At 64.4% G+C, this 21694-nt stretch carries 18 protein-coding genes; 7 read left to right on the top strand and 11 right to left on the bottom strand.

From position 1 onward, the window contains the following. Positions 1–181: 181 nt before the first annotated feature. Entirely contained in the window at positions 182–331 is a 150-nt protein-coding gene (locus M9H71_RS20915) for a hypothetical protein (RefSeq protein WP_455406840.1), read from the bottom strand. A 284-nt stretch (positions 332–615) separates the two neighbouring features. Further along, positions 616–2166 carry a hypothetical protein gene (locus tag M9H71_RS20910; RefSeq protein WP_455406839.1) on the bottom strand — a complete coding sequence of 517 codons (1551 nt, stop codon included), beginning with the start codon at positions 2164–2166 and terminating at the stop codon, positions 616–618. Between the two features lie 263 nt (positions 2167–2429). On the opposite strand from M9H71_RS20910, the gene M9H71_RS20905 reads away from it, so the two are divergent. After that, complete coding sequence (locus M9H71_RS20905) at positions 2430–3116, top strand: methyltransferase domain-containing protein (protein ID WP_455406838.1); 687 nt, start codon at positions 2430–2432, stop codon at positions 3114–3116. Between the two features lie 208 nt (positions 3117–3324). Here the strand turns inward: M9H71_RS20905 and M9H71_RS20900 are convergent, their stop codons facing one another. From M9H71_RS20900 to M9H71_RS20890, 3 genes are all read right to left on the bottom strand, one after another. After that, positions 3325–3495 carry a Flp family type IVb pilin gene (locus M9H71_RS20900; RefSeq protein WP_455406837.1) on the bottom strand — a complete coding sequence of 57 codons (171 nt, stop codon included), beginning with the start codon at positions 3493–3495 and terminating at the stop codon, positions 3325–3327. 109 nt (positions 3496–3604) lie between these two features. Next, positions 3605–5005, bottom strand: coding sequence for a TAXI family TRAP transporter solute-binding subunit (locus M9H71_RS20895; RefSeq protein WP_455406836.1), 1401 nt, complete (start codon positions 5003–5005; stop codon positions 3605–3607). Positions 5006–5133: 128 nt separating this feature from the next. Continuing rightward, positions 5134–6723, bottom strand: coding sequence for an MDR family MFS transporter (locus M9H71_RS20890; RefSeq protein ID WP_455406835.1), 1590 nt, complete (start codon positions 6721–6723; stop codon positions 5134–5136). 209 nt (positions 6724–6932) lie between these two features. Here M9H71_RS20890 and M9H71_RS20885 point away from each other — a divergent pair, with 209 nt between their 5' ends. Continuing rightward, positions 6933–8000, top strand: a complete 1068-nt coding sequence (locus tag M9H71_RS20885; protein ID WP_455406834.1) for a linear amide C-N hydrolase — start codon at positions 6933–6935, stop codon at positions 7998–8000. Here M9H71_RS20885 and M9H71_RS20880 read toward each other — a convergent pair. Next, entirely contained in the window at positions 7981–8277 is a 297-nt protein-coding gene (locus tag M9H71_RS20880) for a BrnA antitoxin family protein (protein ID WP_455406833.1), read from the bottom strand. The two genes, M9H71_RS20885 and M9H71_RS20880, sit on opposite strands and share 20 nt — an antisense overlap. A 46-nt stretch (positions 8278–8323) precedes the next feature. On the opposite strand from M9H71_RS20880, the gene M9H71_RS20875 reads away from it, so the two are divergent. Beyond that, on the top strand, positions 8324–9496 hold the full coding sequence (locus M9H71_RS20875; RefSeq protein WP_455406832.1) for a serine hydrolase domain-containing protein: 1173 nt from the start codon (positions 8324–8326) through the stop codon (positions 9494–9496). 244 nt (positions 9497–9740) lie between these two features. On the opposite strand, the gene M9H71_RS20870 is transcribed toward M9H71_RS20875, so the two are convergent. The 3 genes from M9H71_RS20870 to M9H71_RS20860 form a co-directional block, all read right to left on the bottom strand. Next, the gene (locus M9H71_RS20870; protein ID WP_455406831.1) at positions 9741–11033 is read right to left on the bottom strand and encodes a hypothetical protein; all 1293 of its coding nucleotides are present in this window, start codon (positions 11031–11033) and stop codon (positions 9741–9743) included. Positions 11034–11062: 29 nt separating this feature from the next. Continuing rightward, entirely contained in the window at positions 11063–13051 is a 1989-nt protein-coding gene (locus M9H71_RS20865) for a S8 family peptidase (protein WP_455406830.1), read from the bottom strand. Between the two features lie 69 nt (positions 13052–13120). Beyond that, positions 13121–14260 (bottom strand): patatin-like phospholipase family protein, encoded by a 1140-nt coding sequence (locus M9H71_RS20860; protein ID WP_455406829.1) that lies wholly within the window; start codon positions 14258–14260, stop codon positions 13121–13123. Between the two features lie 343 nt (positions 14261–14603). Here M9H71_RS20860 and M9H71_RS20855 point away from each other — a divergent pair, with 343 nt between their 5' ends. Continuing rightward, positions 14604–15116, top strand: coding sequence for a hypothetical protein (locus M9H71_RS20855; protein WP_455406828.1), 513 nt, complete (start codon positions 14604–14606; stop codon positions 15114–15116). 12 nt (positions 15117–15128) lie between these two features. On the opposite strand, the gene M9H71_RS20850 is transcribed toward M9H71_RS20855, so the two are convergent. Continuing rightward, positions 15129–16451, bottom strand: coding sequence for a caspase family protein (locus M9H71_RS20850; protein ID WP_455406827.1), 1323 nt, complete (start codon positions 16449–16451; stop codon positions 15129–15131). Between the two features lie 372 nt (positions 16452–16823). Here M9H71_RS20850 and M9H71_RS20845 point away from each other — a divergent pair, with 372 nt between their 5' ends. Genes M9H71_RS20845 through M9H71_RS20835 form a run of 3 tightly spaced genes read left to right on the top strand, consistent with a single transcriptional unit; the run spans position 16824 to position 20484 of the window. Further along, the gene (locus tag M9H71_RS20845) at positions 16824–19139 is read left to right on the top strand and encodes a TonB-dependent siderophore receptor (protein ID WP_455406826.1); all 2316 of its coding nucleotides are present in this window, start codon (positions 16824–16826) and stop codon (positions 19137–19139) included. After that, entirely contained in the window at positions 19136–20281 is a 1146-nt protein-coding gene (locus tag M9H71_RS20840; RefSeq protein ID WP_455406825.1) for a PepSY-associated TM helix domain-containing protein, read from the top strand. Before M9H71_RS20845 ends, M9H71_RS20840 begins: the two co-directional genes overlap by 4 nt. After that, on the top strand, positions 20278–20484 hold the full coding sequence (locus M9H71_RS20835; protein ID WP_455406824.1) for a hypothetical protein: 207 nt from the start codon (positions 20278–20280) through the stop codon (positions 20482–20484). The genes M9H71_RS20840 and M9H71_RS20835 overlap by 4 nt, the downstream gene beginning before the upstream one ends. A gap of 262 nt (positions 20485–20746) precedes the next feature. On the opposite strand, the gene M9H71_RS20830 is transcribed toward M9H71_RS20835, so the two are convergent. Beyond that, complete coding sequence (locus tag M9H71_RS20830) at positions 20747–21664, bottom strand: LysR family transcriptional regulator (protein ID WP_455406823.1); 918 nt, start codon at positions 21662–21664, stop codon at positions 20747–20749. Positions 21665–21694 lie beyond the last annotated feature (30 nt).

The raw sequence follows: 21694 nt of genomic DNA, 5'->3' as shown, positions 1-21694 counted from the left end.
GAAACTCGTTATCGATTTGAGCGGGAACCCCGAAATAATCGATTAACACTGAGCCTGGGGATAGTACCGGCCAGTATCGCCCAAACGTCAACGCCACGTCGCGTCCGGACACGTCGGAAGCACCTCTCCGGACAGATTTGCTGCGTTCGCCGCGTTGGCGCACCGCGGCCGAAGCTCCGGGCTATTTGAACCAAACAAACCAGATCAAACCGAGTATCATCACGGCAAGACCCGTACTGATCGTAAGCAAGGCAAGCACGGAAGGACCGCGTTCGCCCTGCCGCGCCTCGATCGAACTCTCAACAATACGGCCGTTCTCGTGGGTCGCCATGCATCCCTCCTCATGAGCTGGTTCCGGCGCTTTCGCCACGCCATCAAGGTGTCCAACGCCTCATTCGGACACCCGTTCCGGCCGACGAGGTCGTCGGCGACCGGTACGCGATCATCGCTGTGGAATGGAGGCGCGGAGCAAACCGCAGCGCAGGCAGAACTAAGTGAATTCTGCGCGACCGATCGGAACAACGACGCTCTTGACGCTTCAGCGGCACGCCGTCGTCCGAACCCAATTGTGGAGCATGGCCGAAACCTATGCGACGAGCGTTACGCTGTCAAGGACTATTTTCTTATCATAAACGGTCCGGCGGAATCTTGCTGCCGCGCCTGGCTGCCGAGCAGCAGGCCCGCAAGCAGCATCAAGAATCCCATCGCGGGCGGCGCGAACAGGGCTTCTTCCTGAAACAGACCGTTGGTCAGCACCACCAGAATGCCAAATGCGGCGAGGCCGAGCAGCAGGATGCCGGAGCGGGCATAGAGCCGCCAGCACGACAGCGCCACGAACACATAGAAGCCTAGCGGGATCAGAGCGGCAACACCCATCTGGTACAGCAGCACGCCGACTGAACTTTCGGCTGCGCCTTCGACCGCTCCGGCCTGCTGTGCGGCCTGCCAGTTGATCCCTGAGAATCCCTCCGTCAGGTTACCACCCAATCCGAGGCCTCGGCCCAGCGGCGCGTGGAGGAAACCGTTCACCCCGCCCATCAAGCCGATGACGTGATAGTCGCCGATCTGCAGACCGGTCCGGATCACGAGTGCCGCATAGACCACGAGAACGACAACTCCGCCGCCGAGCACAAGGACCGGGCCGACCAGAGCCGTTCCGATCCAGGCGGCAGCGACGAACAGCACCATGATCGCTGCGCCCTTGACGCCGCACAGCATCATCAACACGAACGCCAAAGCGCCGAGCACACTGCGTCCCACCGCCAGCAAAAACAGCGCGAAAAAGCCGACGCCGTAGGCGAAGCTGACCGGACTGATGTTCGGTCCGTACAGCCGCAGCATCTGGCCGAGGCCGAGCCCCTTCAGCAGCGAGGTGTTGAAGAAATCGACGACGAACAAATCCTTGATCCCGACGATCACCTTGCCGGTGGCCCGCATTTCGCGCTCCCACACACCGGAATTGGTCGCCTTGATCTCCTCGAGCCGCCAGTAAGCATGCCCGTTGGTGATATCCAGCCACGCGTCGCGGAATACAAATTCGACACCGCCACAGATCAGCACCAGAACGGCGATCGCCACCACATAGGGCGTCACCCGGATCCGGTGGTTCGCGGCGGCGAGCAGCGCGAGCTGAAACAACAGTACCGGCAGCGCGATGTTGCGAAGATAGATCGCGGCCGCCTTCGGCTCACGAGCGAGCCCGATGACGAAATAGATGCCCATCACGGCGAGCACCGCGGTGCTCGTCAGCAGAAGCCGGTTCAGCGCAGGCGGTCGCTGCGACACCACGGCGCGCGCGAAAGCGACCAGCCACAGCACCGCACAGATCAGGAAGTTGTAGCCCTTCAGGAATTCCAGTTCAGACGGCCCGGTCAAGAGAGGCGAGAACAGCGACACAAACACGTTCTGAAACATCATCAGAAAGATCGCGATCACCGGCCCCTGCGCCGGCATCGCGATCGCGATCGCGATCGCAATCAGCGTTTCCACTCCGATCGCCAGCATCGGACTGGCGACGTGCAGCAGCGGCGAACACGCCGTGGCCGTAACCGCGACCACGAAGGTCAGAACGATCCTGGCGAGCGGTTCGCCGGCGTGGTCGGCATCGGCGTTCGGAAGCGCTGCAGGTCGCGCATCACGAACAGCGGACGTATCGGCGAGCCGCATGATTCGTGCCTCTGTTGCGCTGGACGGACGAGCCCTCATCGATAGCAGGCAACGCCAAAGAACCGGTTAACCATCGCGGGTTCAACTCCACTCGGTGGGTGCGGGTGGCGGCCACGTTAATCATTCGGCAAGAAACGCGGGGTGTGAGCCGCCCGCTCGCGGCCGTTGCGCTTGATTCGCGGCACACGCGCATACTACGAAAATGGCTCAATCGAAGGCGTCACCGAACAAGGCGTCACTGAACCAGACTGGAGCGCGCGATCATGCGGAGCATCGGACAGATCATCGGCGACTACGACAATCCGAAGAGCCTCGGTTCGAAGTTTCGACGTCGTCGCAGCGCGCCGTTGCGACGAATGATCGAGAGCGTTCACGCCGAAAAGGGCGAGGTGCGAATTCTCGACGTCGGCGGCATGGAATACTATTGGGACATGCTCGGCCCGGACTACCTCGCCCAGCACAAGGTCACGATCGACCTGCTCAACCTGAAAGACGACATCCGCCCGGTGAAGAATCCGGAGTTCTTCCGGGCGATCGAAGGCAACGGCTGCGACTTGCCGTTCCCCGACAACGCCTATGACATCTGTCATTCGAATTCGGTGATCGAGCACGTCGGCAACTGGCACAACAAGCTGTCGTTCGCCCGCGAGACGACGCGTGTGGCGCCACGTTATTTTCATCAGACCCCGAATTTCTGGTTTCCCTGGGAGCCGCATCAGAGCATGGCGTTCTACCACTGGCTGCCTGCGCCGATGCAGCTCTGGATCGCGCGGCATCACCGGCTCGGCTGGGCCAAGACCAAGGCGCAGACGGTGACCGACGGGATGTGGGCGGTGGAACACGCCAGCATGCTCGACCGCGCCATGGTCGACAGCCTGTTCCCCAACGCCAAGATCATCGTCGAGTACTTCGTCGGTCTACCGAAATCGTTCGTCGCGATGCGCGCTTGAAATCCTCGAGTTCTGGCTGCCTCGGAACCGAAGATCGGCATGCGATCGGCCGCGGCGAGCTGATCGTTCCTAGTTGAGTATTTTCGCGCGAAGTTGAAACGGGTTCGCGTGAAAAGGAGCTGTCAAAAAGCAGTAGCTCGAATTCCAATTCGATCGAGGTTGGAAACGTTCCGGTCCGCGTCGGCTAGGCGTAGGCTGGACGAAAGAGCTACTGCTTTTTGAGCGCGTCGCCAACCGAGGTGTATTTGGCGGTCACGCTGGTGCCGAGTGCGGTGACAGCGCCGACGATCACGATGCTAAGACCCGCGGCGATCAGGGCGTATTCGATCGCGGTGGCGCCACTGGTATCGGCTCGAAAACGCTCAATCAGTCGTCGCACCGAACTCTCCTGTGTTCGCACGTCACCCTGTCCCGACTTCGGCGGAACCTGGCGGAACACTAGCGGTGACAGGTTACAGGATTCTTGATGGCAATCCGACAAAGCTGCCTTACGGATCGGCGGCCGGGTGCGCCGCGGGCTGCGCCGGCACCAGTTCGGGCCCTGCCGCGGTCAGGGCCGCACGACGATCCAGCACCGCATGATGGAATTGCTCCAGCACCAGACCGAAGGGCTCGAGATCCTCGATCGCGCCGTCGTCATAACAATCCAATGTGTGGCGCAAGATCTGGTCGATCTCGTGCTGAAGCGCTTCGAGCGCCTCCAGCGACTCCGCCTTGCGCGCCTTCGCGACCATGGCCAACGCGTGATCGCGCATCTTGGCGCCGGCTTCGCGTTCGTCGCGGGTCAAGTAACTGCGGAACCAGGCGCCGGCCGAGCCGAGGCCGGACAGCAGCAACACCAATCCCCAGATGTAGTCGCTGTTGCGCTCCATGAACGTGCGGTCGGTGCCGTCGATGAATGCGGCGGCGCCGCGATGCGCCGGGATCGCCGCGTCCTTCTCGGTGTCGGGCGCTTCGATCTTGCCGGCGAGCGGCATCTCGCGTGCAATCTGCTGGCGGGCGGCGAAGATCTGCCGCGCCAGCTTGGTCACGGTCACCGACGACAGCGACTGCCGCGCGATGATCAGATGATTAACGCTCACGGTGTCGACCTTGTCCTCGGGCCGCGCCGGCTTGGTAGAGAAGATGCTGCCCGGGATCTCTTCGGACTCGTAGATGGGATATTTCTTGGCGATCGCATCGCCGATGTCGATCGGCAGAAACCGCAGATCGCCGCGTGCTTTGGCGGTGGCGGCGATGGCTTCGCCGGTGATCTTGCTGTCGAGCGGGCCGACAGCCAGAAACGCATCGAGCGAAGGATCGCGCGCCATCTCGGCGAGTTGCCCGGTGGCGAACTGCTCCTTCTGCACCTTGTCGGACGCTACGCCGGATTCGGCCAGAATGATGTCGAATAGTTTGACGTTAGCAGGCGTCCGCCCGATCACACCGACCCGGCGGCCGGCCAAATCCGCGATGGTCTTGACCGACTTCTTGCCCTTCCCGGCCGACGACGGCGCCCACAGCACGACAACGTTCTTGCGCAGCACCGCCACCGCCTGCGCGTCAGCCGGCAGATCGAGATCGGCACGGGTCACCGCGAGGTCGGCCTTGTGGTCGCGAAACGCTTCGATACTCGGCGTCGCCCCACCGGTGACCAGCGGCACCAGCCGGACCGCGGCGCGGTCCCGGGCAAAGGTTTGGGCCAGCGCCTGCACCAGCTTCAGATCATCGCCGCCGCCCGGTCCGACCGCGATCTTCAAGCTCACCGGCCGCAATTCATAGAACACCAGGGCCAGCACACCGACCGCGACCAGGATGAAAGTCAGCACTGCCGCCAGCGCAAAACGGGCGCGATTGCGGCGGCGCCGATTCCGGAAAGTGTCGCTGCGACTGCCGTCCGGGGATGCCATCCCGTCACCCGCTTCTCGCGCCCGAGCGGCGCCAGCCAACGCCCTGCGCCGAGCTTACGGCCGTTGTGCGGCAGAGTACTGAATTTTCAGTTGCGGGCTAACGGCAAATGCCAGGGCCTTTGGGCTCCCTATTCCGAAAGCGAGAGCGTCGGTTCGGGGCCGGCGAGCTTCCGCTCTTCCATCGCCACAATGCACAACGCCGACGCAGCCAACATCAGCGCCGCCGCACCGAACACCCAGCGGAATGCCGCCACCATGTCGGCAGCAGCAACGTTGCCGGTGACGTGGCGATGCTCGCCGCCGCCGAGCTGGATGTCACCGCCCAGCGCGATCAGCAGGATCGCCGTGAACGCCGCGACCGTAAACGAGGCCATCAGCGCCCGAAAGAAGTTCATCGCGCCCGTCGCGGTGCCGATCTGCGGCCGCGGCACTGCATTCTGGATCGAGACGACGCTGACCGGAAACACCGTGCCGAGTCCGAGCGAACACAGCGACAACAGCGCCAGGAACAGCCATAGCGGCAGCGGCGTCAGAATCGCGATCGCCGAGGCCATCAGCGCCGCGAAGCCCGTGCCGAGAATCGCGATCCGCTTGTAGCGCTCGACATGCACCATCGCCCGACCGGTGAACGCCGCGCCGAACACCGAGACAGCCGCGATCGGGATCAGCGCCAAGCCGGATTGGCTCGCGGTCAGGTGGTACACCGCCTCGTAATACAGCGGCATGTGCACGGTGAGCGCGATCATCGCGCCCATGGTGAAGGCGCCGCCGGCCATCGCCCATGGCACCACGCTCCCGCTCATCAATGGCAGCGGCAGGAACGGCTCGCGCGCCCGAAGCGCATGCCAGACGAAGCTCGCCGCCAACAGCACCGCTGCGCCGGACAGCGCCAGGATCGTCGGCGACAGCCATGAAAAGCGGTTGCCTCCCCAGGTCAGCACCAGCATCACCGCCATTGCCGACGCCATCAGCAGCACACCGCCGAGCCAGTCGACCTTGCGGCGGCGATGATACACCGGGATCTTCGCCATCTTCGGCAGCAACAGCGCCAGCGCGCCGATGGCGAGCGGCAGATTGATCCAGAAGATCATCGACCAGTGCAGGTGTTCGGCGAAGAAGCCGCCGAGGATCGGCCCACCGATCCCGGCCGACACCCAGACACCGGAGAAGTAGGCCTGATACTGGCCCCGCTCGCGCGGCGTGACGACATCAGAAATCACGGTCTGCACGATCGGCATAATGCCGCCGCCGCCCAGCCCTTGCAGGGCGCGGCCGAGGATCAGCACGAGCAAGCTCGGCGCCAGCGCGCACATCACCGATCCGGCGACGAACAGGCTCAGCGAGACGATGATCATCACCCGCCGGCCATAGATGTCGGCCAAGCTGCCGAACACCGGAGCCACCGCCGTCGACGACAACAGATAGGCAGTGATCACCCAGGACAGGCTCTCGACGTCGCCGAATTGCCGCCCGATCGTCGGCAGAGCAGTGGCGACGATGGTCTGATCGAGCGCGGCAAGAAACATCGCCAGCAGCAAGCTCAACAAGATCGCGCGAACTTCGCCCTGCGTCAGCGCGCCGGCCGGCGCCAGCGGCGGTGCGTCGCCGAGATTGATCACTTCGGTGGGAATGCTGGAGAGTTCGGCGGCAGCTTCGTCGGACAGGAGATGATGTGTCGTGTCCGCAGACGTGCGGCTCTGGCGTTCGGACATGCTCATGCGGGCGCGGAATCTCGTCGGGCTGAAACGATGCGGGAATTTCGCCAGTGCATCCCACTAGCGCATCCTCGGCTGGAACGACAGCAACGTCAGCGCATGGGTGCGCCGCGTACCGCTGTCGGCGCGCGGAATCAGCGTATGATAGCCGCATCGGAGGAATGTTCCGCATAGCAGAATACACCCACGCTCGGTGGGGTCGGAGGTCCAGCATGATCGGCTTCAAGCGACGTCTCCTCATCACCTGCGCCGGCGCACTGGCAATCGCCGGATCGTTACTGCCGCCAGTCGCAGACGCCTGCACCCGCCTGGTCTATCTCGGCGCTGACAATCAGGTGATCACGGCGCGGTCGATGGATTGGGCGCGTGACATCGGCACCAATCTCTGGATCTTCCCGCGAGGCATCAAGCGCTTCGGCGAAGCCGGCCCCAATTCGGCCCAATGGACCGCGCGCTACGGCAGCGTTATCGCGTCGGCCTACGACGTCGCGACCTCGGACGGCATCAATGAAGCGGGTCTCGTCGCCAACGTGCTGTGGCTGGCGGAATCGCAGTATCCGCCGCTCGGCGGCTCCAAGCCGGGCCTGGCGCTGTCGCTTTGGCCGCAATATGCGCTCGATAACTTCGCCACCGTCGCCGAAGCGGTCGATGCGCTGGCGAAGGAACCGTTCACGGTCGTCACCGATAATATGCCGGGCGAGCAACGCCTTGCCACGGTACACCTGTCGCTGTCGGATGCCTCCGGCGACAGCGCCATCATCGAATACATCGACGGCAAGCAGGTGATCCACCACGGCCGGCAATTCCAAGTGATGACCAATTCGCCGACCTTCGATCAACAGCTCGCGCTGGCTTCGTACTGGCGGCAGATCGGCGGCACAGTGATGCTGCCGGGCACCAATCGCGCGGCCGACCGCTTCGCGCGCGCATCCTTCTATGTCGGCGCTATTCCGAAGACGCCCGACCCGGTGGAATCGATCGCCGCCGCCTTCAGCGTGATCCGCAATGTGTCGGTGCCGTTCGGGATCTCGACGCCCGATCAGCCGAACATCTCCTCGACCCGCTGGCGCAGCGTCGCCGACCACAAGCGCAAACTGTACTTCTTCGAATCCGCGCTGACGCCGAACGTGTTCTGGGTCGATCTGACCAAGATCGAGTTTGCCGCCGACAAGGGCATGGTGAAAAAACTCGACCTCGGCCCCGGTCAGCGCAACACCTTCGCCGGCGAGGTGCACGATCGCTTCAAGCCGGCGGAACCGTTCAAGTTTCAGGGACTGTGAGGTCGGTCGACAGCGCAACAACAGGGACGAACTGCAGTCTCCGAGAGCTTCTCCCGGAGACGAAACGTCGGGGTCGTTTGATCTTGTTGATGCGACGCAGATCGGCGTCGATCCGCGACTGCCAGCCGGGGCCTCCGGCCTTGTAGGTGTCGATCACCTCTGGCGCCAGCCGCAGCGACACCAGCCGCTTGGTCAGCGCCTTGTTCGGTCCCGGTGAGATCGGGAAGCACTTCGGCGAACGGCTTTGCTTTTTGGCGAAGCCGCCAGCATGGACCATCGGCGGGCGAGCGCCTACATCATCCGGGCCCCCACCTGGAGTTCGCATGCCCCGTTCCGATCCCGCCGCGCCGGAGGACGCATCCGGCGCAACGCTCGCCAACTGGCGCGAGCTGCCGTTCAGCCGCTGGTCGTTCCGTAACATTGATGCCCTGATCCCGACCGAGACGATCCTCAACGCGCCGGACGATATCTGGCCCCTTGCTACTGCACCGCGCGAACTCACGGGGTTTCGCGTTCGCGCCCAGGGCGGAGAAATGCTCGACCTCGACCGCTTTCTGGCCGCCACCGACACCGATGCGCTGGTCGTGCTCAAGGACGGCACGATCGCCTTTGAAGCTTACGCCAACGGCACGACAGCAGCGACACCGCACATCATCATGTCGGCGTCGAAATCGATCACTGGGCTGATCGCCGGCATCCTCAGCGAGCGTGGACATCTGCAGCTCGAAGCCGAAGTGACGGCGCTGATACCGGAAGTGGCCGGCACCGCCTATCAGGGCGCAACACTGCGGCAGATGCTCGACATGCGGACCGGCATCCTGATCGACCTCGACGCCCAGCGGGCCTATGCGGCCGCCGCAGGCTGGGATCCGGTGCCGCCGAACGAGCCTCCGAGCGATTTGAAGACGTTCTATCGCAACTTGGCGATCAAGCCGCAGCCGCATGGCGGGCCGTTCCGCTACGTCTCCGCCAACACCGATCTGCTCGGCTGGGCGATCGAGCGCGCCACCGGCAGCCGCTTCGCCACGTTGGTATCCGACCTGTTGTGGCGCCCGCTCGGCGCCGAGCAGCCGGCCTCGATCACCACCGACAGGCAGGGCCAAGCTCGCACCACCGGCGGCTTCAGCATGGTGGCGCGCGATTTCGCGCGTATTGGACAGATGGTGCTCGACGACGGCCTGCGCGACGAGCGGTCGATCGTCCCGTCGTCATGGATCGACGATCTGTGGAGCGGAGGCGATCGGGCTGCCTGGCAGCAAGGCGAGTGGCAAAAATTGTTTCCGTACCGGAATTTCAGCTATCGCGGCGGCTGGTACGTGATCCACGACGAACCGAAGACGATGTTCGCGATGGGCATCCACGGGCAGAACCTGTTCGTCGATCGGGCCAGCCGGCTGGTGATCGCTAAGCTGTCGTCGCAGGGGGCGGCGGTCGATAACGCCGCTTGGGCGGTGACGCATCGCGCGCTGCCGGAATTCCGTCGCTGCCTCGGTTGAGCGGCGATGCAGGATCCAAACAGCAAACCAACTACAAATGAAGAATAAAGAAAGGCCCGGTCGCCATTCGGCGCCCGGGCCCAAGTCTAGGGAGGAAACGCCCCAAGGAAGGGGACCGCGACGAACCGCATCGCGGATGTTCAGTATGTGACACACTTCCCGCGTGTATTCTATTTAGGCAAATCCCGAGTCCGGGAATGCCCTATTGGTAGTTCTACGGAGGCCCCGCGCAGCCTCTGCCAGCTCAGAGCATCACCTTGTCGAGCAGATCGATCAGATGCGGCTGGCCGTCCGCGACGATCTTCACCTTGGCCGCCAGTTCCGGATTGTCGGCGAAGAATGCCGCCAACCCCTGCTCCTCGGCCGACCAATCCGCCCGCACGCCGCCCTTCGGCGGCGTGGCCCGGTTCGCCTCCTTCGCTTGCTGTTTGACCCAATCTGCCTCGCGCCCCGCATCGATCTCTTCGATCGGATAAGTCAGGTGGATCGTGTAGGCGTTGTCGGCTCCGCGCGCATCGAGCAGCATCTGCAGGGTGGCCCGCTCCGGGTTGCCGTAGTCGCCATTGCCGGAGAACACGTAGTGATCGGCGGTGATGCGCTCGAAGAACGAGGTCTCCAGGTTGTTGTCGCTGCCGTGATGCGGCACTTTGAGAATGTCGACGTGCAGCGTCTGGCCTTTGGCCAGCTTACCGGCCATCTCTAACCCCTCGATGATCTTGTCGCCGCGGGCGTCGCCGGTCAGCAGCATGGTCTTGCCGTCGCATTCGGCGAGCAGCACGATGCTCGACAAGTTCGGCACCGATTTGTCGACGAAGGCGGCCAGCATCGCCGACGCGGTCGGTCTGGTGCCGTCGTTCTTGCGCTGCCGCAACCACTGATCGTGCATGTCCTGCAAAGCCTGGAGTTCTTTTTGCATCGGGCCGGCAACGGTGATGGCAACGCCGCTGAGATCGACCGGCGCGAGGTCCGGCGAAGTCAGGATCAGCTTGCCCTTGAATTTGTGGTTCGGCTTCCAGCCGAGATCGGCAGCGTCGTCGCGCAGCGTGCGCCCTTGCGGCACGCTGGCCAGCACGGCTTGTGCCGCAGCCTCCTCCTCGCTGTCGCCGATCTCGACGCCGGCAAACAGATTGGCATCGGTGCCGGCCAAAATCGAGGCCGTGCCGAATCCGCTCGTCAGTTCGTCGGGCTTGGTCGACAGCAGGTCGTCGAAGCTGTTGTGCCATAGACTGGTGACGGCGAGTCGCAGGCCCGCCGCCCGCCTGCGCTGCTCATGGGTCAAATCGAGAATGCCGCGAATATGATCGTCGTCGATATGGCTGACCAGCACGACGTCGACCGGCAGCGGATCGGCGGTATCGAGCAGTCCGACGCGTTCGCGGGCGGCGCGCAGCCTCTGCAGCCGCGGTTCGAGAGACTTGGCGTACACCGTCGCCGGGCCGCCATCGATCAGCATCAGGCGCGGCCCGTCCTCGGTGCCGTAATGCAGCATCAGGCAGTCGCCCTGCCTTGCTCGCAGCACATCGAGACTGAAATACATCGCCATACTCCCCGTGCACTCATGTGCCTTCAGATCGACTGGAACGCACGCAAGACGTCCAGCATGCCGTGCCCCTGGAAACTGCGTTCGCGTCCTAGATCCGTCGCGCTGGCGCAGAGGATCTGCTTCACCCGCCGCGGCTGGCCGACCAGTTCTTCGTAGCGCGCCAGAAGCATCGCCGCCGCGCCGCTGACATGCGGCGCCGCCATGCTGGTGCCGGACTCCGGCGCCCATCCGTGGTTCAGCACGGTGGAGTAAACCCGCTCGCCCGGCGCCACCAGATCGGGCTTCAGGCGACCGTCCCCGGTCGGCCCGCGGCTGGAGAAGAAGCTGATGCCGTAAGTCTGCGGCCAGTTGCCGTGGGTGGAGCCGACGGTAATGACCCCGTCGCCGTTGCCGGGATCGGTGATGCTGAAGGCGGCGTAGTTCTCGAACGGACCGTCGACGGTCTGGAATTTCTGAAAACCACGATTGCCAGCCGCAGCGACCACCACGACGCCGCTCTCCACCAGCCGTTCGCATTCGTTGCACACCGGCGTCCGGCCGCAGGCGTAGTTGCGGACATTGTGCGGAATCGACAGGCTGAGATTGACGCCGTGCACGGTGATGTAGTTGTGCCGCTCGTTGATGTAGCGGATGTATTGCAGCGCCGCGATCACCGCGAATTCGGTGTCGGCGGCGGTCTTGCCGAGCACCCGGAAATCGTACAACCGGATATCCGGACACATGCCGTCGTACGCCGCGCCGGCACTTTTGCCGTCTGCGCCAATGATCCCGGCAACGTGGGTGCCGTGCGGATTGCTCGGCGGCGGCGGATCTTTCAGCGTGATCAGCTTCTCGACGTCGGCCCAATTGATTGGACGCCGGTTCTCTGCGTCCGCCGCGACCTGTTTGAGATATTTCTGCGTCGCCTCGAACGACAGACCGGTGGTTCGCGCGATGCGATCGACCTCGGTAGGCCCGACATCGTCGACCTCGCTGGTGACGATCTCGCGGATCCGGGTGAAGTCGAAGGTCTTCTTCACCCGGCCCGCAAGCGCCGGATGACTTCCGTCGATCCCAGAATCGATCACGCCCCAGACGATCCGGTCGCAGGCCACACGAAACAACGACTGTGCCGCGTCGGCCTTCACCGCGGGGACCGAGCGATCCAGCGCGGTATCGGCACGGCGGTTCAGCGACACCTGGAAGATGAAGCCGCTGGCCAGCGCCTCGTCGTCGAGCTCGCCCATTTCGGCACTCTTGCGGACCAGTTCGTCCCGGTTTTCCTCGACCTTGGGATAGGCGCTGAAAATCTCATTGACGATCTCGGCCGCATACGGCGCATACAGCGCGAAGGCCAGATCCTCGTCGAGCTCGGGCAAGGCCGGTAGCGTCACCGTGCTGCTTGCGTCCTGCGCCGGCAGATGGTCTTCGACGCGACGCGCCCGCTTACTGATCCAGAAGATCAGCCCGGCGAGCGCGATGTAGCGCTCGAGCGAGGAGTAATTCTCGCGATCGATGCTGATCCCTGCTTTGCGGGTCGCGCCGGGCGGCGTCTGCAGCAGCTTGACCAGCGCGGCCCGGCGCTCCTCGACCTGCTTGATCCGGCCGGCTCCTTGCTGCTGCCGCCACCACAATGTCAGCGGCACCAGGATGCACAGCACCTCGTCGAAATACAGCTCGGCCGCGACCAGCCCCTGCAGATAGGCGATCTTGGCGGACGCGAGCCGGCGCGACAGATGCCCATCGATCATCTGGTCGCGCGATCTGTTCCAGATCGGCCGGCCAAGCCGGATCATGCCGGCGACGTCGGCGGCCGTCGCCTTGAAGTGCGGGGTGATCAGCACATCCTGGCGTGCGCCGGGATCGAGCGCATAGGCGGCCCAGACATCGCCGAGCAGCGGCGAATCCTGCAGTACCCGGCGATCGTCGGCGGGACCGAGCAGGATCGTCTCGACGATCTCGCCCGGCAGCGAGAACTGCTTCGGCCGGCCGTCGTCGCCGCTCGGCCAGGAGGACACGTCGCGCCCCGCCATTGCTTCACTCCTCGATCACGAGGCGACCAGCACCTGTCCGGTCGCGGAGTCGGCGCGACCGCGCCGGTGTCACACGCCCGATTGCGGATAAGGAAACTGTTTCGGCGTCGGCAACCCGGCATCGACATGCTTGCGCAGCGCCGCATCGCAGACCGCGTAGCCCCAATTGATCAGCCGATCCTGGGTGACGTCGTCGAGCCGCTTCAGCCGGGTGGCGATCTCGGCGAGCTGCATGGTGCGGAGGTGCGGACACGGCAGCGCATCGGCGAGCTGATAGTCGGTGATGTCGGTGCGGATGCCCCAATAGGCGCCACGGCGCACATGCGATTTGAACGAATCGATCAGTTGCCGCTTGCGCAGCGAGCGCACCTGATTGTCGACCAGATTGAGCACCCGATAGGCGTGCTGCGCCCAGTCGGTCGCGGGCTCCTCCTCGGCAGCCACATGGCCGCCGGCATCGCTGACCAGGACGGTGGTGTAACGTTTCCACACGGTCTCCAAGCCGAGATTGTCGTACACTCCGCCGTCGGTCAGAAACACGCGGCTGGTGAACGGCTCGCGTTGCAGATCGTCGCCCGAGTTCGGTGTGAATTTGCTGGGGTCGAGCCGAATCTGGAACGGCGACAGCACCGGCGGAAATGCTGACGAAGCGGTTACCGCCTGCGCCAACGTCACCGTCGGATTTCGCACCTCGCCGACCCGATAGTCGCGCATATAGGGCTTGGCGAACCGCCACAGCACGCCCGACTGCACATTGGTGGCGTTGATGACGAAACGCGGTGCGTCCGGCAGATCCTGCAGCGTGGCGCCGTGAAACAGTCCGTTGTCGTAGGCCTTGGCGATCTCGTCGCCAATCGACACGCCCGGCAGCGCAATGCCCCACAGGATCGAGCCGGCATCGATCGTCTCGCCGGCGAAGGCGCGCAGCGGCGCCACCACCTCGCGCACGAACTCGGTCGTGGTGCTGCCCGACGCGAAACTCAATGCCGGCCATTTCAGTGCCAGCAGGCCGGCAGTGATCGAGCCGCCCGAAACGCTGGAAATCCGTTTGACGGTCTTCAGGACGCCGGCCTCGTGCAGCCGCCACAGCACGCCGATATGAAATACCATCGCGCGATAGCCGCCACCGGAGAGGCACAGCGCGATGCCGTCCTCGAGTTTCGGAGCGACGATTTCGGTCGGAACACGCCCTACGGGTGAATCGGTCATGCCCTTGCCCTCGCAAATCGGCTGGACGACCTGTGGATTCAAATCACGATACGGCGCCCCAACGTGCGCCAGCAACATTACTACCAATCAAGCAGCGGAATATGACTTATGATTGGAGATTAGCATTGGCCATCCCAACTGTAAAGTAATCGACAGATACACCCGGTGTCATCGGCAGAAGGACAGCAAGTGCACAGGCTGGACTTGACGGCTACCAGCGCACCGGCAAAGCTGTCGGCGGGAGGATGCGTCATCCTGCGTCGCGATCGATCAGCGTGCAGGCTGTACGGGTGGTCCCCATCGACCGACTTCAATCGTGCCGATCAATCCGGGAAGCCGCCTGATGACGACTATCGCGCCCCGATCCATCGTCTCCGCAGCACTGCTGTCGGCCGTGCTGGCTTTCTCCGCATTGCCACAACTCGCCGCCGCCCAATCCGGTAGTGCCGGCGGCAGCATCGGCAACACCGACAAGACAATGTCCGGCTCACGCAAAGCCGTCCGCGAGTCCGCCCCGGCGCGCCCGTCCCGCGCCGGCCGGTCCGAGTCCCGCGAGCGACGCAGCACAAGACGCAGCAGCGGTGGTGGCAGCGGCGATCATTTCGACGGCGCTTGGCTGGTCGCCAGCGTCGGCCGGCCGTGCGGCGCGGCATCGGAAGCCGTGCTGATCAGCAGCGGGCGGATCGTCGGACAATACACCTCGGGCCGGGTCTCAGCGGGCGGTCAGGCCAGCGGCTCCGGCTCGTCGGGCGGGGTGAGCTGGACTTCGACCGGCCGCTTCTCCGGCCGCCACGGCTCCGGCACGTTCCGACGCTCGGACGGATGCGTCGGCACCTGGACCGCGTCGAAACAGTAACGTCTCGTCGCCTCAGCGACCTGAGCCGTCGGCACAGACTGCGCCGATGATGCGGCATCCTTTTCCGGATTTTGCGCAGGAGCTCAGCGCCGCGTCCTTGGCGAGCTGAAGGCTCTCGCGATCGAGCAGCGCCCAGGAGTCGCGCGAGACCGCAAACGCGCCGCATCGCGAGCCATAGAAGCTGAGCTCGACCGCGCACGGCGCGGGACCACAGTTGGAGCGTGCATCCGTCACCGCATCCTTGCGGCTGCGATGATTCCAGGAGATGCCCCATTTCTCCTTGTCGGGATCGTAGACGATCGAGCCCCATGGCCGCAAATCCACCGTCTGGCGCAACCGTTCGAGCAATCCCTCGGTCGGCTCCCCGGTCTGCGGCAGCTCGGCTTTCTGCTGATACTTGGTGATGGCGCGGCGCAGGCCGTTGCTCGGGTCGGGCTGGTCGGGATCGAAATTCAGCTCGTACAGTCGCTCGCGCAATTCGCGCAGCTCGACCGCGCCAGCCAGCGGCGTCCGATCACGGTCGGTATGTGGCTCGCTCAGCCGCGCTTCCTGCGTGGCTGAAGGGCCAGACGGTTGCGGCGCGACGAAATAGAAGGTGCCGTCGATCGGCGACGACGACACCCATGGCTGCTGCGCGCCGGCATTCGCCCGCATCACCGCCAGGCCGACCTGGTTGAAGGTCTGAAAGATGTCGAGCCCCGAGCGCCGCACCGTCATCGACAGCGCACGCGTGTACGGGCTGTGGCCGTCCGCGCCGTCGAGCGCGACGCTGCCGGGCTGGGTCGCATAGGAGATCAGCGTGCCGTCGGGTGCGCGCATCTGCGCCAACCCGCCGCCGCCGGAGCGCAGCCCGCGCGCGCCGAACGGGTTGTTGCGGCAGGCATCGAGGATCACGATCTTCAGCCGCGTCCCCGCCCCCTGCATCTGCCGCAGCACGACGTTGACATCGACCATCTGGAAATCGACGTCGACCTCCCGCACCGGGTTGGCTGCGACCGGCACCAGATAATTGGCGCCGCCGACCTGCACGCCATGGCCCGCATAATAGAACAGAGCGACGTCGGCGCCCTCGCTCTGCCGGCCGAACGCCTGAATCGCGATGTCGAGCGCCGGTTTGTCGAGATCGAGCTGGGCGCGACCGCCGACCAGATCGAATCCGATCGCCCGCAACGTGTCCGCCATCAGCGCCGCATCGTGCTTTGGATTGTCGAGCCGGGCGACGTGCTGGTAGCCGGAATTGCCGATCACCACGGCAACGCGTTTGTCAGCGGCCGCCGGCGAATGCCACAGCGCCCCCAGCACCATCAGCGCAAGTCCGGTCGCGATCCGCCCCATGCCAGATCCGTTCAGTCTAGCTGCGACCGCTAGCCTAACCGGATTCCACGACGCGGCAAACGTCAGTTTCGTACGCATGGTACAAGACGCGGCTTCCAGAACGACCTCACAGGCTCGGACGCGTGTCGTTATCCCCGGCTTGCGGCGCTTGATTGGAGCGATTCAAAGAAGGACCGCTTCGTCGACTCGCTGTCGTCACGCGCCAGCCGGTTCAATGGAATCAACGCGATGATCCGCCGTGCCGATCCCTGCGGCGCTTTGGTTCAATGAGCTTTGATCAATTCCAAACCGACTTCGCGCAATAGCTTTGTAGCAGCGTTGATACACGTAACGGCATTCGATTACTCCCCTGGATCGACTTGGGGGTGAGCGATGAAATTCATCAATGCTGGCGCCAATGCCGGTCGCAATTCTGTGGCCAACGCACTGTTGCTGACCAGCGCGTTGATTGCACCATTGGTGTGGCCGTCGGCGCAGGCCGCCGCGCAAACCTCCAAGCCGCAAGCGACCGAGCTGCCGGCGGTCGAGGTCGCGGCACCGGAGGCCAGTCGGCGCCAGGCGCAACCCGCACGCGACAGAAGCCGCTCCGCAGCCGGCCGTTCGCGCCGCAACGCGCAGCGTGCCACGCAAGCGCCGCAGCCGGTGCAGCCCGTGCAGCGCGCTGTGTTCGAACGCGGCACCGATCCGGTGCCGGGCTTCGTGCCGAGCGTCAGCGCCAGCGGCACCAAGACCGACACCAAACTGATCGAGACGCCACAATCGGTTTCCGTGATCAGCCGCGACAATCTCGACGCGCGCGGCATCGACACCGTCGCGCAGGCGCTGCAGTACACCGCCGGCGTCGCGGTGCAGACCGGCGGCGCCGATCCGCGCTACGATCAGGCCCGCATCCGCGGCTTCGAGACCAACGGCTTCTCCAATTTCCGCGACGGCCTTCGCGACACCGCCAACGGCTCGGCGTACTTCTCGGTGTTCCGCAACGAGCCCTATGGCGTGCAGCGCATCGACGTCGTCAAGGGACCGAGCTCGGTAATGTATGGCCAGAGCCCGCCCGGCGGTCTGATCGACCTGATCAGCAAGCGTCCGACCGATCAGGCGTTCGGCGAGGTGGTCGGTCTGGTCGGCAGCGCCGACCGGCTGCAGGGCGCGTTCGACGTCGGCGGCCCGATCGACAAGGACAAGTCCCTGCTCTATCGGCTGACCGGCGTGCTGCGGGATTCCGACGCGCAGATCGCCAAATTCTCCGACAAGGTCAAGGACGACCGCGCCTATATCGCGCCGGCGGTGACTTGGCGGCCGACCAACGATACCACGCTGACGATCCTCAGCGACTTTCAGCACGACGTGTTCGGCAATGCGTTTCCGGTTTCGGTCGGCGTCGTGCGCGGCGGCAAGATCGTCGACGTCAAGGCGCTGCCGTTGTTTCTCGGCGACCCGTCGTACAACACCTTCGATCAGACCCAGTATCGGATCGGCTACCAGTTCGAGCACCGCTTCAGCGACGATCTGATCGTGCGCTCGAGGGCACGCTACGGCCATGTCGACCTGGAATATCGCTACATCACCTTCGCCGGCACGCCGCTCGATACCCAGACCGTGTTCCCGCGGGTCTCGCGCAAGGTGCTGGAGACCAGCGACAGCTTCAACATCGACAACCACGTCATCGCCAAGGCCTCGACCGGCGCGCTGCAGCACACCGTGCTGATCGGCACCGATTATCAGGCGTTCGAACTGAGCGGCGACCAGTTCGGCGGCACCGCACCGTCGCTGAGCCGGATCAACCCGGTATACGGCCAGCAGATCGCGATTCCGACGACGCTGCTGCAGAGCTACAAGCAGAATCTGAACCAAGCCGGCATCTATCTGCAGGACCAGATCAAGCTGCAGAACTGGATCCTGACGCTCGGCGGCCGCTACGATGCCGCCCAACAGACCACCATCAACCGCCTGAACGGCGTGCCGCAGCCGAACGACGACACCGCCTTTACCAAGCGCGCCGGCCTGACCTACGTGTTCGACAACGGCATTGCGCCCTATGTCAGCTATTCCGAATCGTTCCTGCCGACCGCCGGCATCGATTTCAGCTCCAACGCCTTCAAGCCGACCAAGGGCAAGCAGTACGAAGGCGGCATCAAATTCCAGCCGAACCGGGATCTTTTGTTCACCGCAGCGGTGTTCGACCTCACTCAGGACAACGTGCTGACGGCCGACCCGCTGCACCTCAACTACAGCATCCAGACCGGCCAGGTGAAGTCGCGCGGCCTGGAGCTGGAGATGCTGGCCAAACCGCTGCCCGGGCTGAACCTGCTGGCGACTTACACACTTCAGAACGTCAAGAACACCGAGAGCAACAACGGTGATGTCGGCAAGGTGCCGGTGCTGATCCCTCGCCATATGGCGTCGGCCTTCGTCGACTACACCCTGCAGAGCGGGCCGCTCGCCGGCTGGGGCTTCGGCGCCGGCTTCCGCTATGTCGGCGAGTCCTACATGGACATCCTCAACACGCTGACCAACGACGCCTACACCGTGTTCGACGCCGGGCTGCATTATCGCCAGCCGAAGGGCATCAATCTGGCGCTCAACGTCAAGAACATCGGCAACGACGACCATGCGCAGTGCACGGTGACCGGCGGCTGCCAGTACATCACCCCGCGGGTGATCACCGCGACCGCGAGCTATCGCTGGTGACCGGGACGCGCGCCCTTCGGATCTGGAGCAAGGTCCACACCTGGACCTCGCTGATCTGCATGGTGTTCATGCTGCTGTTGTGCCTCACCGGCCTGCCGCTGATCTTCCATGAGGAGATCGGCGAACTGACCGACGAGCACTTCGTCCCGCCGAAACTGATGCACGCGGAGCCGGCCGCGCCGGTCGACGACATTGTTCACGCGGCTCAGGACTCCCGCCCTGGCAGCCATGTGCTGTTCGTCAGCTGGCGCGACGAACAGCCGGGCGTGGTCGTGGTCACGATGTCGCCGACGCCGAAGCCGATGCGCGGCCAGTTCTATCGCCTGGTGATGGATGCCCACACCAAGGCGGTGCTCGGCGAAGAGAAGCCGCAGCGCGGCGTGATGGACATCATCCTGCTGCTGCACAAGAACCTGTTGCTGGACCTGCCCGGCGAACTGTTCCTCGGCGCGATGGGCCTGTTGCTGGTGGCGTCGATCGTCTCCGGCGTCGTGGTCTATGCGCCGTTCATGCGGCGGCTCGACTTCGGCACCGTCCGTCAGCGGTCGCGGCGGCTGAAATGGCTCGACCTGCACAATCTGTTCGGCATCGTCACCACGGTCTGGCTGTTCGTGGTCGGGATCACCGGGGCAATCAACACGCTGGCGATGCCGATGTACGACTATTGGCGCGGCCAGGTGCTGCCACCTCTGCTGGCGCCCCACCGCGGCGAACCGGTGGCGCAGGCGTCCTCGCTCGACCAGGCCATCGCGCGGGTCCGCGCCGCGCTGCCCGACGGGAAACTCACCTCGATCACGATGCCGACCGCGGAGAATTTCGGCAGCCCGCGGCATCTGGTGGTGTGGATGAAGGGCGATTCCGCGCTCACGGCACTCATTGCCACGCCAACGCTGGTCGATGTCGATCAAACCGTGCCGGTGCTGGTGCCGCAGATGCCTTGGTACTTGACGTTGCTGCAGATGTCGCGGCCGCTTCATTTCGGCGACTATGGCGGCCTGCCGCTGAAGATCGTTTGGGCACTGCTCGACCTCGTCTGCATCGTCGTGCTAATCACGGGGCTTTATCTCTGGATCGCCAAACAGCGCTTCGGCGGCAGCGTCCGCAGCCGTACCGCGGCGACATCTGAAGCCAGGCCGGCATGACCACACCCCGCAGAGCCTCCCACACCACCGCGCAAATCTTCGCCGCCCCGCTCGCGATCGGCGTCATCACCGCCCTCGGCCTGACGACGGCCCTGCTCGGCGACGGACTGTGGGACTGGATGTCCTGGATTGCGCTGGCTTTGCCCGTCGCCGTGGCGGTGGTGTACTGGCGCCTTGGCGCAAAACCAGCCCCGTCTCGATAGAGCCACGGCCCGTCCACACGCACAAAGTCATCGCCCGGCTCGTCCGGGCGACCCAGTATCCCAGAGCGCTGCTGTATTCGTCTCGTGGGGTCGAACAAGCCGAACGCGACCACTTTGGAATACTGGATCCCCGCTTTCGCGGGGATGACGACGCAGAGTGGGGCTACGCCGGTCATGTCATGCATGCGACCGCTCTCCTGACAGCTCCGACGACTTCACCAATTCACACCCGCCCTCTGCAATTGGCCGCGTCTGGCCGCTGTCAGTCGGGGGCCTTTGCGGCGATGAATACGCGTTTGCCGGCGGTCGCGAACGCCTTGCGCACGGCTTCAAGGAGGAAGCGTGCTTGCGCTGACGGCGTGCGCTCCTTCAACGTCAGCACGCCCATCCGGCGATGAATCGCCGGCCCCTCGAGCGGCCGCACCGCTAACCGGCGCTCGTCGAACATCGCCAGGGTCAGCGCCGGCAGCGCAGTGACCCCAAGTCCGGCCGACACCAGTGTCACCGCCGAGAGGATCTGCTCGACCTCGTAGCGCGGCCGGACAGCGATGCCGGCCTGCGCCATCGCAGCATCGGTGAAGCGGCGCACCGAGGTGGTCGGCAGCAATGCGATGAACGGGTAGTCGGGAAGATCGCTCCATTGCGCGGTCTTGTGCCGCGCCAGCGCGTGGCCGCGCTCGCACACCAGAAAGAACGGATCGGCGCCCAGTTCCTCGTAAACCAGCTCCGGATAAGAGCCCGCCTGAATCGTCACCGCGAAATCGACCACGCCGTTGCGTAGCATCGCCACTGCGCGGTCCTGGAGCACGTCGTGAACGGCGATGTCGATCTCCGGAAACTGCTTGGCGAACGCGCGCAGTGCGCGCGGCAGCACAGTGGCGGCGACCGACGGCAGCACTGCCAACGACACCCGGCCGCGCTTGCCGGCAGCGCGCACCGCGATACCATCGAGCGCGGATTCGAAATCGCGTACCAGATCCTCGGCCACCGCCGCGAGATCGCGGCCGTCCGGAGTGAGAAGCAAAGAGCGCGTGGTGCGGTCGAACAACTTGAAGCCGATCTGCGCTTCGATCTTGGCGATAGTGCCGCTCAGGCTCGGCTGCGAGATCCCGAGCTTGTCGGCGGCCTCGCTGAACGAGCGCGCACGGCTCGCGGCGACGAACACCTGTAGCTGTCTCAAAGTAATATTCATAAGTATCGATTATATATC

The organism is Rhodopseudomonas parapalustris (genome assembly GCF_053772255.1).
Note: the sequence above shows the minus strand (reverse complement) of the source record. Positions and strands in the feature narration are given on the sequence as shown.